At 41.0% G+C, this 11,045-nt stretch carries 11 protein-coding genes and 1 pseudogene; 7 read left to right on the plus strand and 5 right to left on the minus strand.

Going from position 1 to position 11,045, the window contains the following annotated elements:
- Window positions 1-29: 29 nt before the first annotated feature.
- The 4 genes from Q0541_RS32385 to Q0541_RS32400 form a co-directional block, all read right to left on the minus strand.
- The gene (locus Q0541_RS32385; protein WP_298920804.1) at window positions 30-137 is read right to left on the minus strand and encodes a DUF1392 family protein; all 108 of its coding nucleotides are present in this window, start codon (window positions 135-137) and stop codon (window positions 30-32) included.
- A 41-nt stretch (window positions 138-178) separates the two neighbouring features.
- Window positions 179-379, minus strand: a complete 201-nt coding sequence (locus Q0541_RS32390) for a hypothetical protein (protein ID WP_298920807.1) — start codon at window positions 377-379, stop codon at window positions 179-181.
- Window positions 372-698 carry a hypothetical protein gene (locus tag Q0541_RS32395; RefSeq protein WP_298920809.1) on the minus strand — a complete coding sequence of 109 codons (327 nt, stop codon included), beginning with the start codon at window positions 696-698 and terminating at the stop codon, window positions 372-374. The genes Q0541_RS32390 and Q0541_RS32395 overlap by 8 nt, the downstream gene beginning before the upstream one ends.
- 121 nt (window positions 699-819) lie before the next feature.
- Window positions 820-1,704, minus strand: coding sequence for a hypothetical protein (locus tag Q0541_RS32400; protein WP_298920811.1), 885 nt, complete (start codon window positions 1,702-1,704; stop codon window positions 820-822).
- Between the two features lie 166 nt (window positions 1,705-1,870).
- Between Q0541_RS32400 and Q0541_RS32405 the strand changes: the two genes are divergently transcribed.
- The 3 genes and pseudogenes from Q0541_RS32405 (at window position 1,871) to Q0541_RS32415 (ending at window position 5,390) form a co-directional block, all read left to right on the plus strand.
- Window positions 1,871-2,050 carry a hypothetical protein gene (locus Q0541_RS32405; protein WP_100903382.1) on the plus strand — a complete coding sequence of 60 codons (180 nt, stop codon included), beginning with the start codon at window positions 1,871-1,873 and terminating at the stop codon, window positions 2,048-2,050.
- Between the two features lie 337 nt (window positions 2,051-2,387).
- Entirely contained in the window at window positions 2,388-3,395 is a 1,008-nt protein-coding gene (locus Q0541_RS32410; RefSeq protein WP_298920817.1) for a hypothetical protein, read from the plus strand.
- 858 nt (window positions 3,396-4,253) lie between these two features.
- A pseudogene (locus tag Q0541_RS32415) lies at window positions 4,254-5,390 on the plus strand (IS4 family transposase).
- A gap of 244 nt (window positions 5,391-5,634) precedes the next feature.
- On the opposite strand, the gene Q0541_RS32420 reads toward Q0541_RS32415, so the two are convergent.
- On the minus strand, window positions 5,635-6,498 hold the full coding sequence (locus tag Q0541_RS32420) for a transcriptional regulator (protein WP_298920819.1): 864 nt from the start codon (window positions 6,496-6,498) through the stop codon (window positions 5,635-5,637).
- 719 nt (window positions 6,499-7,217) lie between these two features.
- Between Q0541_RS32420 and Q0541_RS32425 the strand changes: the two genes are divergently transcribed.
- The 4 genes from Q0541_RS32425 to cas7d all read left to right on the plus strand — a co-directional run.
- Window positions 7,218-7,469: a DUF433 domain-containing protein gene (locus Q0541_RS32425; protein WP_194144152.1), complete on the plus strand. Its 252-nt coding sequence runs from the start codon at window positions 7,218-7,220 to the stop codon at window positions 7,467-7,469.
- Window positions 7,466-7,825, plus strand: coding sequence for a DUF5615 family PIN-like protein (locus tag Q0541_RS32430; RefSeq protein WP_298920821.1), 360 nt, complete (start codon window positions 7,466-7,468; stop codon window positions 7,823-7,825). The genes Q0541_RS32425 and Q0541_RS32430 overlap by 4 nt, the downstream gene beginning before the upstream one ends.
- Before the next feature lie 122 nt (window positions 7,826-7,947).
- On the plus strand, window positions 7,948-10,590 hold the full coding sequence (locus Q0541_RS32435) for a CRISPR-associated protein Csc3 (protein WP_298920823.1): 2,643 nt from the start codon (window positions 7,948-7,950) through the stop codon (window positions 10,588-10,590).
- 71 nt (window positions 10,591-10,661) lie between these two features.
- On the plus strand, window positions 10,662-11,045 hold a 384-nt coding region (gene cas7d, locus Q0541_RS32440; RefSeq protein WP_298920825.1), incomplete at its 3' end, for a type I-D CRISPR-associated protein Cas7/Csc2.

Here is an 11,045-nt window from a genome sequence, read left to right on the forward strand (position 1 = left end):
ACTGGTTTACAAACTGTTGTTACTGTACCTCATAAACCTGCAATACGCTGTAAATTGACCTCAACCGTTGGAATTGTTTTGCCCCAAGGTGGGGAAATATACCAACTATTTTTCAGGGTATTAACGTAGTCAATCATGCTTTCTCCTCGTTGATTTTAATTTCAATAAGGTCAACAACCTAAAAATCCTCGGCAATCTCCAACAAAAAGCCGCGTCCCGTGTTCTGTACTTGCACTAGTTCTTTATCTAGCAGAGTTTGAATGACTGAATTTGAAACTTGGCATTGGAGAGAGTGCAGAGGAACACAACCACCACAAAGCTGAATTGAACGCAGCAAATGTTTGGCTCTGCGCTCAAAGTTGTCTGTAGAATTAGCCATTGGTGCTACCTCCAGTGATGGCTAACAACTGTTGTTGCAGAATTGCTATTTGCTGTTGGTAAAGCTCAATTTCTGCTGTGATTTCTGAGAATAATTCCTGTGGGGAAAGCGGTTTAATTTGATTTTCCTGAAAGTGAAACAATTCATCAGAGTTTTTATTAGGCATCAGGGCATAACGCCAACCACCACCGAATTGTTCAGCTAATTCAGTACCGCTTGGGTAGTAATAAAATCCCAGAATGATGCCGTCTTGTGTACGCTGATCCAAAGCAAAGCGAGGGTATGCCCAGTGTTGGGGGATTGAGATTGTGGGTTGCATTGATTTAATGGGGATTGGTGAATAAATAATTAGGGAAAGGGGGAAAGGGCAAAGGGGAAGGGAATGAAGAAATTTACCTTTCCCCCTTCCCCTTTAACCTTTTCCCAAGCGAAGCCCAAGACTACGCCGTTACTAGCTCCGCTCTCTCCAGCAGCCGTTGCAATTTATCGCCAGTTAGCTGCTCTAACGGTTGCTCTAAAAAATATTCATCAAAAATGGATTTACTATCAGTAGACACATCCACCATCGACAATGAGCGCACAGCATCAAACACAGAGTTAGAATACTGCTGCTGACCTGAATAACCCAGGATTACCCACCAGTTCCCGTTAGTGCATCCGACTTGCCCCAGTTTCACGCCGTTGTTGTTGTAAATGCCATCATCGAGAATTTCAAACCCATAATTCTGGCACTCGTTGAAGATATGCGCCATGATTTGGTTTTCAGTAGAAGAGGAAAGCATGGGGGTTCTTGAGCAAAGGGGCAGAGGAGAAAGCTGTTGTAGGTTTTTCCCCTCAGCACCCCTGCTCCCTTGCACAAGAGCTTCTACTAGCAGTGTGCCGTCTTTGTAGTGAGTGCAGATGAAGCGATCGCAACGCATTAGAGTGTTGGCACGAAATATTTCTTTACCGTTGACCATGACTACCCAGTGTTGGGTTAAGTGGTTGTCGTCATGGCTAATGCTGGCTATGAGTTGATTACCAGCGTAATATTCGTGATGGTCAAACGAGATTTCGACTATTGTGAGGAGTTCGGGAGCTACGGCTTGGGCTTGGTCAGCGATGTAGCTGTCGAGTTCGGCTTGGGCTTTGCTTTGTTCGTCGGGGGCAACGAGGGTGACTTCCTGAATCTTGCTTGCCTGATAGTTAACAATGGCAGAAATCCAGGCATCCTTACAGCGTTTGTCGCTTACTTCGACTGTACAGGTGATTTCGCTGTAGATTTGCTTGAGTCGGGCAATGGATTTCAGTTGCAGCTGTTGATGGCTGTAGATGATATAAGTCATAATAAATCAGTTCCTAACGGGACAGAAAGCGCTTCAGATTGACCGTCGGTAGCGCTTTCTTTATTCACATGGTAGCACTACTTTAATGCTATTACAACATCTTTTTACATTAAAGTAGTGCTACCCTCGTGCTACAATAGAGGAAGTATAGTTTTGGAGTAGTGCTATGGTGTTGTCGGTGGTTACAGCCAAAAAGCGAATATCGCTTTATTTGGACGAAGCATTAAAGTCTGACTTAGAACGGCTAGCTAAGATTAGGAAGCGTTCTCTGTCAAATTTAATAGAAGTCCTTTGCGAAGAAGAGTTAGAGCGTGCCAGGAATAATGGAGAGTTAAAGGATGCTTGACCTCAAGCCATTAACTTCCGCGCTATTTTCAGTGACTCTACAGAAGCGATCGCTTAGGGGTTCAGTTGAGGGAGCAACGCGAAAAAGTGAGATCGGGGTTTAGTTCTCAATTATACCTCTATATTCTCAACAAAACTTGGTTTTTTAGTTGCGATCGCATCCCGAAACAAGCTATATACGTCCCAGGTTGCAGCACCTCACAAAATCGCGTTGCTCCCTTCAGTTGAGGTTCTGGCGGCAGAAGCTGAAATTAGCCGCTCTTAAGCGTTTGTAGCCCTGACTACAGCCATAATTTTGTGAGCCAGTCTGAGCAAATACCCTTAGTAAGGGTGAAATCATGGCTAAACCATCCTCAAAGCCCAAAAAATCCACCTTCTCTTCATCCACTGATAGCACATCACCAGATAATCTTGCTCAAGAAGAAGACCCAGCTACAGCAACAATTACCGTTACTGCTGTTGAAATTCCCGAATTAACCGAGCAGGAAATTAGTGATCGCTTGCATTTAGAACGCAAGGTGGAACGTGCATTTTTTGAGGCAGGCAAGGCATTGGCTCAGTTGCGTGATCGCAGGTTATACAGATCCACTCATCGCACATTTGAGGAGTATTGTCGTGATAGATTTGGATACACCCATCGCCGAGTCAATTATTTAATAGCTGGTTCTGTAGTATTTGATAACATAGTGGCGGGAACAAATTGTTCCCAAAACGAGGAAGTGGATAAAACGGGAACAAATTGTTCCCAAAATGGGGAAGTGGATGAAACGGGAACAAATTGTTTCCAAAACGAGGAAGTAGACAAAACTCAACTTAACCCCTCACGAATCCTGCCGACTAACGAAGGACAAGTGCGCCCTCTCGCACCCCTAGAACCCCAGCAGCAGGTTAAAGTTTGGCAACGGGCAGTACAGGAGGCTGGCGGTAAAGTTCCCAGTGCCAGGATCGTCACTGATGTGGTGCAGAAAATTATGGAACGTACCAGAATACCCAACACCTACCAAATTGGCGAAGTCTGCCAAATTCTTGCTAAGGATAATCCCGAACTGAGAGGCAAAGGTGGCTGTTGGGCAATTGTCAGCACAGTGAATGACTTTAGTTGTACCTTGAGAATGTGGGATGGCGAGTACGGCGTTGGTTTGCAGCACATGAAGTCCTTCAATTATCTACCTGCCGAGTGTGAGCAGATGCGGGTGATTTGCGATCGCATCAGTCGGGTGTATTCAAGTGGGCTGGAGGAGTCGGTGCAGAGGTTTTTGGAGTCATTGGGGAAGCTGAATCGGGCTTATTTGACAGCTTTGGAAGAGAAATTGTTGAGCTTGGTTGAGTCGGAAATCGAAGGTTAACGCTTGTTAAGGCATCATGTAAAAATAAGTTGTACAAATTTAATCTAGAAAAACTTGTGAGCTTAACTTCCCCATCAAAATTGTTCAAGTTATTTTTGCAAGGCTCTTTAGCGATCATTCTCAATTACTAGTATATTCTAGTACACTAAGTGATTTTGAGAATAGTATAAGTTCAGAAGCTATTTGTATCGTTATGATATGAAAAGTTCATTAGCTCACTATTAAACACCTGATAACAAAATTATTTTCCTTGCTCCCTGCGCGGATGGGTAGGTGTTCAAAAGCAAAAACGGAGAAAGAAGTTTCAAATCCGCCTAGTGCAAGAGTTTTAGCAAAAATAGTTGTTTAAGTAGCCGCGCCCCATACACAGACCGGGTTTTAGCTATTTCTTTACGACTTAATCTAAATTCTCCATGCTATGATTGACTCATTCGCGCATCGGAACCTTGAAAACTGCATAAACATAGTATTTTGGGCTTCTGCCGTTGAAATTTAACTTACTCCTTATTAGGGATTGAAACTCATTTGTTAATTAGCTGAATAACGCTTAAACTGGTTGAAATTTAACTTACTCCTTATTAGGGATTGAAACTCGACGAACCAGCCTTACGTATATGTATCGAGCAAAGTTGAAATTTAACTTACTCCCTATTAGGGATTGAAAGTCTTTTATGAAGTCAGAGGAGTGGTGATACAATACTTCTCGGTTAAGGGCAAAAGCAGGGTAAAGTGATAATTGTTCTCCAAGAAGTGCGAGCGTCCAAACTGTTGCAACTAAAAGATTTCTCCTTAATCACGCCAACGCGAGAAGCAGAGTTAATATTCAAAGCGATAGAAACAGTGATTTCTCCATCCGTGATTAGACAAACTCTATCAGAGACAGACAGTTATGAAGAGCGATCGCGGAAATTGCCATCTGGGTTGGTAGTGTGTCTAGTAATAGCGATGAATCTATGGTCATCAGATGCAATGGGGGATGTACTAAAAAATCTGGTAAGTGGATTAAGTAGAGAGTGAACACGATTAGGGCAGTATTGGAAAGTACCAACTAGTTCTTCAATCAGTGAAGCAAGACAGAGATTGGGATGTTGGGCAATGAGTCGGCTATTTTACAAGATAGTCAAACCACTAGCTACAGCACAAACGCCAGGGGCATTTTTAGGCGGACTACGAGTGATGGCAGTAGACGGTATGGTGTTGGATGTCCCAGATAGTACTGCTAATGCCAGAGTGTTTGGATATCCAGGTAGTAGAAAGGGGACTAGGGCAGCATTCCCAAAAGCACGTTTAGTATTGCTGATTGAGGCGGGAACGCATTTAATTGTTGATGCCTTGATGTGTCCTTATCGCATGGGAGAGCGGGCACGAGCTTTAAAGCTACTACGAGCTTGTAGTCAAGGGATGCTGCTGATGTGGGATAGAGGGCTACATTCTTACCGTATGGTTCATGCCACCTTAAAATGCGGATGCCACTATTTAGGGCGAGTGCCAAAGAACATCAAATTTCCAGTAGACAAGGTTTTAAACGATGGCTCATATCTATCGTGGATTGCTCCAGACCGTAAATCCAAGAATAAAGGTGGTTCAAGGATTCAAGTACGGGTTATAGAGTATACTATCGACTCAGAGAATGGACAACAAACTTACCGTTTAATTACCAGTTTGATGGATATTGCTTTGTTTCCGGCTTTGTTGTTAGCCATAGAATATCATCAACGTTGGGAAATAGAAAATACTATTGATGAGTTAAAAACTCATCTTAATGGGCGTAAAACCCCAATTCGCTCTCTTAAACCCCGCGAAGTTGTTCAAGAAATATACGGCTGGTTTTTAAGTCATTACGCAGTTCGTACTTTAATGTTTCAAGCCGCAACTGCTGCCGGAATATCTCCACTACGCTTAGGTTTTACTGGTACTCTGAAACTTATTCGTCGAGCTGTTGCTGATTTTCAAGATGCAAACAGTGAGCAACTACCCTTTTTTTCTCTAAGCTGATCATTGAAATTTTGGAGCAAAAAATTCCTCCAAGGCAGGGCAGAACAAATCCTAGAGTAGTCAAAAAACCTCGTTCAAAGTTTCCATCCAGAAAACCAATCCACAGAGGAATGGGTACTAAACGTCAACCACACACTTTTTTTATTCTCAATACTGCTTAATTCTTAACCGAGAAGTATTGAGTGGTGATAATAATATTGAAACTTTATTTACTCTCTATTATGAATTTCACTCCTCATAATATTTAACTCTTAGTATTGACATCATACAACTGGCATAAGGTAAAGAGTTTTTCTTTTAGGCGATCGCGCAGACTCGCAGGTGATACAATCACGCAATCTTCCCAGTAACGTGCAACTTCTCGAATCAGCCAAAACTCGTTGACAACCTGCCGCACCACTTGACGCACATCCCCAATCATTTCGTCTTCTAAGTCATCTTGCCTACGTTGATAAGACTTTACCATCCAACCTCGAAAGTGTAAGTACACTTTTAGATAGTCTAATCCTTCTCGCCATTCGCCGCTTGCAGGAACAATTGAGCAGATTTTATCAAAGATTAAATTGCGGTTGTGCCAAAGTTCTGGCAAATCAGGAATCAAATTTTCTACATCCTCTGTTTCTTCACACCAAATCATTAGATAAGAGCGTTTATCAAAGAAGCGTGCTTCTGCATAACGTACCGTATACTGTAGTTCTTGCCCTTGAGAATTTTCATAAAGCAGGTAAAAAGGCTGTTTATTTTCCCTATATTCATCTATTTGACTTCGCCATGCTTGTACGAGTTTACTTGCTTGCTTGAGTAAAGATTGGCGGATTGCTGCATCCAAATTTCCTCGCTCTAACAAAAGTGTGAGTATAGTTTGAGCTTCCCCTATCTGACCTGCATCACTCAGGGCTTTTATTGCTTGCTGTAAGGCATTAACTTGGTTTGAGTCAAGTATGAAAGGCTTTCCGACCTCTAGAGATTGTTGGGCGATCGCCACTATTAAGCCCGATATACTAGGTTCTTTGCCCCAAGTGATATTGAGACGGCGAGCGATCGCTTCTAACTGTTCCTTAGTTCCTGGAGGAATTGACAGTGTAATCGTTTCTTTTTTTCTCGGCATTGCTTAATTGTAATTACACTATTGACACAAATGGTATTTAAAGTTATTTTATATGTATACCAAGTTAATCAATAATTTCAATACCAAAAAACACAATCGTATGCTTCGGCTTATGTCCGATGGTTGCTGGTACTCTACCGAGGAACTGGTCAAGAAAATTAGCTATCTATTCTCTGTAACCATGTATGTTCTGAGAAAAGAGGTTATATCTTTGAAGATCGTCGTCTTGAAGGCCAACAACGAGAGTGGCGGCTAGTAGTAGAGTCAAAAGCGATCGCATAGTCAGTATTTCTCACCTATCGGGGGTAGTTAGTACTACTTCCATTTCCTGAAAAAGCAGCTAGTACCGCAAGGCGGAAGTCAAAAGTCAAAAGTATTACGGAATAGGCTTTTTAGGGTTTTTAAATAGTTGCTTTATTTACGCCGTGTTGTACTAGTGAGGTCAACGACCATGACCCCCGCATTTCTCACAAGCGGTGCGATCGCTATTAGCCAAACCTCTATCCAGCTTAGATTTTGAGTGTTTTAGGCACTGCACGAATCACAACACTATGTCAACGGGATATTTTATCTCAAGTCTAAGTTGCATAAGCGTTTTAAGCTATTCGTTTAAATCTTTGTGAGAAATCCGGGGATCGATGATTATTTGCTGTCCAGAATTTCCCTTGACTCCAATATTTGTTTGAGTAAACCTTGTATTAGAGGTCATCGTATAAACCATGAACGAACAAACATTACTAGAAAGAATCACATTTAACCCCCAAATCTTTGGCGGTAAACCTATCATTCGAGGTCGTCGTCTAGCTGTTGAACATATTTTAGGAATGTTAGCAGTAGGAGATACTATTGAAACTTTGCTAGAAGCTTATCCCTGGTTAGAACGGGAAGATGTACAAGCCTGTTTAGTCTATGCACGAAGGTTAGTTGGTCATGAACGAGTTGAACCTTTATTCATAGAGTCCCCAAGGTGAAAATACTACTAAATACTTGCATTAATGCTAGGGTGCGTACCGATTTACAAACGGCTGGGTATGATGTGGTTTGGTCTGGAGATTGGCCAAAAGATCCAGGTGACGAAGAAATTTTGGCAACCGCCTATCGTGAAAGTAGAATTTTAATCACCCTTGATAAAGATTTTGGAGAGTTAGCAATTCTGCGGGGAAATCCTCACTGTGGTATCTTGCGCTTAATTAATCTCTCAACGAAAGAACAATCAATAGTTTGTTTGCGGGTACTTCAGCTTTATGGAAACGAATTATTCTCTGGTGCAATTGTAACTGCTGAGTTAGATAGAGTCAGAATTCGCCCACCTGAAAATAGAGCTTGAAAATTCATTCAATAAAAACTCGAACTAGTGGCACAAGAAATTAAGACAGACTATGGTAATTGTTGACCACTTAGTGAGGCTGAGTTTGGTATTAAATCTATTTACAATTTATATCTCTCAATATGATTAAGCGCAGTCGGCTTTTAAATAGCCCTCCCAAAACCTTGGAGGAGATTTATTTCAGTGAAATTCGCCCCCAGCTTTATGAAAATCATGCACATCATCATCAAACTGGTGTGAGAACGGGTACAACCCTTGCAGAACACCTCGATTCTGCGTGTCAGTTCATTTTGACAGTTAGCCGAATTGCGGAAGTACCAGAAGATAAAACACCTTTGCTACTAGCTGCAACTGCTGTACATGACCTGAATAAATTAGATACCCAAGGACGCAGTGTTAAAACCCTGGCGAGAAATCAGGAATTTTTACGAGAACAACTTGAAAAGGCTTGTGTACTTAGCTTTGTTGTTTCAGAAGATGATTTGGAGTTAGTCAGAAAGCTAATTGAACGCCATTCAGGTCATAACGTCAGCGATGGAGCAAGATTTTTACCAGAAGACCCAAATATTGAACGTTGGGCGGCGATGCTTACAGCTGCGGACTTATTTGATTTAGGAATTCCAGATGCACAACGTTTTCTCAAACTGGAAAAAGAATTAACCGTTGCTTTTGGGCGAAGCTGTAACCTTTTTAGAATAAGCATTTCTGAAGACAAAGGCTATATTACAGCCCTATTGCTGGGTGCTTGCGAAGAAGTTTTGCAAAAGTATGGGTTAAATCCTTTAGCAATTTTCCCTGATGGAGAACTTTTTGAAGGAGAAGCTTTAGCAAATGTAGATTTGACAAAAGAAATAGCTGCTGTTTGGCAAAGTAAAATTGACCAAGTTTTTGGTAATAATATCGAAAGACTTGTAAGAGCTACTAAAGATGGTATTAAAGTTAGTCATCAAGCCATCCAACAAAATATTGAGGAAGTTTTGGTAAATGTTGAGGCTCTTTTAGAAAGGAAAAAAGCTGGATATAAATCAGACAAGATTGCTAAAGATGTAATTAAGTGGGGCGAAACGGCTGGTGCAGATGCACTAATCAAAGCGGCTGAACTTCAATTATTACCTATAAGCAGTGCAGAAGAATTTGCCATATCTGAAGGTTTAAAAGCAGCTTACCTCAGTTACCGTGAAGCCGGATTAAGCCCTAAAGAAGTTTGGGATAAAATCGCTCATCATAGTGGTATATCTGAACCTCAGCGCACTGCAATTGAGCCGTTTAATGGTCAATATGGGCGACCTTTATTTGCTGCTAAGGCTGCTGTTAAAGGAATTGAGGGTATTAAAGAAGCTCTACAAGAATCTTTCCAACTAAGAAAGGAAAGTACACAAATCTCTGAAGAAACAGAAGTATCTGAAGAAATGATTGCAGCCGTTAGCCGAATGGTAAATTTACCTTTTGCTATTCGGTTAAATGGAGTGAATGATTTAAATGCTTATATAGAAGCAAATCCTAGACAAAGATGCTCTTTAGGTTCTACTTCCACTGATATAGATGAGCTAATTTCAGATAATATGCCTCCTGGTACAAAAGTACAAGCTTTTTCTAACCGCTTACCGGGTGGTATCAGTGCTGAACCAAAAAGACAAGCAGACTCAATTGCAGCTTTAGCCTACCAATTAATGTCAGTGGGGGCGAACTTTCCTGCTGTTAAAAAACAAGACCCGCTTTATTTGCACTTAGCATTATCTAAAGGTTCTGCTCCAGAACTGTTGAGAATTTGGCGTGGACTTTTAAAACAACTTGCAGAGACAAATACTGAAGGTGGGACTGTCACTATTGATGAGTTGAAATTGTATAGAGATAATCAGCTTGAATTTAAAGCTAACAAAGTAGTTGGTTTAGCATTGCCAAAGCGTCCTGATTTTATTCACACATCTGTCATTATTCCTCTAGTTTGGGGAGATGTTAATAATTCTTTAGCCTTACTAAAATCACTGAGACTTGCTTTAGAAATTTCCTTGTCTTTAGATATTGGCTTTCCTTTTACTTTGAGTAGCAATCTAGAGGTGGAATTATCTAATGATGTTTACGGACGAATAGAGGGAATTCCTTCTGCATTGCAAACTTTATTGGAAAATGGACAATATCAACAACGCCAAGAGGCAGAAAAAATTCTTGAGCGACTACGTTGCATTGGCAAATTAGCAACATCTGTTGCAAGTATTCAGAAAGCTGATGATTGTTTGTATGATTTGGCTCGTGCTTGTGTCAGACCAATTGAACTTTATTATGTCTTGCTACGTTGGACTCTGCGAGAACAAGACGAACCAAACTTAAGTGTTATTTGGAGTCGCATTTGTGAGCCGTTAAATACTTTACTGGAGAGCTTTATGCGGGATGAAAACTTACTCTTAACTAAATATCTTAGAGAAGCTGCTCAAGTTGCAGCTGAGGGAAAAATTTGGGGAAGTTCTTTTAAACGAACTGCTCAAGCAGAACCGTTTACAGCTTTTATTGCTGCTATTCGTTCTCAAAAGCCTTATTTGGGTTTAGATGTAATTTTTGCTGCTTTAGTACAGCAATATCATACTCGCTTAGACCGTATCCGTGAGCATGGCGTAGGTGCAACAAAGTATGAACAGGTCAAGCGTTATTACCAGCTATTACGAAAACTATATGAGGAGGTTTATTCAGCACGTCCTGAAAAGTTTTTATCTGACCAAAAAACTTTAGAAGCTGCTTATTTATTCTTCCTTGAGGAAGCACGTAAATAACTTAAAAGTCAATCTGAAGATGATTCTGTCGAAACAACTACAACTGTTTAAATAATTAGGAGTTTTTCATCATGTCCATTTCAAAACTTTCCTCGGTACTAGCAACAAGTTATGAGAATTTCCCCAAAGGACGTTTTATAACTTTAGTTGTTTTAAGAACAACCCATTCTGAAACTATCTTTCGTACAGAAGGTTCAGGTGAGCCAATGTGTAGCGAATTTGTCCAAGCTGGTTTAGAGGGTGAAAATCAAAAAACTATAATTCAACGCTTGGTAATGACTAAGCGTAAACAAGTAGCACCAGAAAGACGCTACGGACGAGAACATTTAAGAGCGCATGAGCTTTTATACACCAACCCTAAAGATGGCTCTCTTTGTGCTTTAAATACTAATTCACCTTGTGAAAGGGAGCAACGCGATTTTGTGAGGTTGGACAAAAAAGGTGCGATCGCTAAT

The sequence above is a fragment of the uncultured Nostoc sp. genome, assembly GCF_937863485.1.
Classification (GTDB): Bacteria; Cyanobacteriota; Cyanobacteriia; order Cyanobacteriales; family Nostocaceae; genus Nostoc.

Coding starts and splice junctions, on each gene's coding strand:
- Q0541_RS32385 (WP_298920804.1), bottom strand. CDS start 137: ATGATTGACTACGTTAATACCCTGAAAAATAGTTGGTATATTTCCCCA.
- Q0541_RS32390 (WP_298920807.1), bottom strand. CDS start 379: ATGGCTAATTCTACAGACAACTTTGAGCGCAGAGCCAAACATTTGCTG.
- Q0541_RS32395 (WP_298920809.1), bottom strand. CDS start 698: ATGCAACCCACAATCTCAATCCCCCAACACTGGGCATACCCTCGCTTT.
- Q0541_RS32400 (WP_298920811.1), bottom strand. CDS start 1,704: ATGACTTATATCATCTACAGCCATCAACAGCTGCAACTGAAATCCATT.
- Q0541_RS32405 (WP_100903382.1), top strand. CDS start 1,871: ATGGTGTTGTCGGTGGTTACAGCCAAAAAGCGAATATCGCTTTATTTG.
- Q0541_RS32410 (WP_298920817.1), top strand. CDS start 2,388: ATGGCTAAACCATCCTCAAAGCCCAAAAAATCCACCTTCTCTTCATCC.
- Q0541_RS32420 (WP_298920819.1), bottom strand. CDS start 6,498: ATGCCGAGAAAAAAAGAAACGATTACACTGTCAATTCCTCCAGGAACT.
- Q0541_RS32425 (WP_194144152.1), top strand. CDS start 7,218: ATGAACGAACAAACATTACTAGAAAGAATCACATTTAACCCCCAAATC.
- Q0541_RS32435 (WP_298920823.1), top strand. CDS start 7,948: ATGATTAAGCGCAGTCGGCTTTTAAATAGCCCTCCCAAAACCTTGGAG.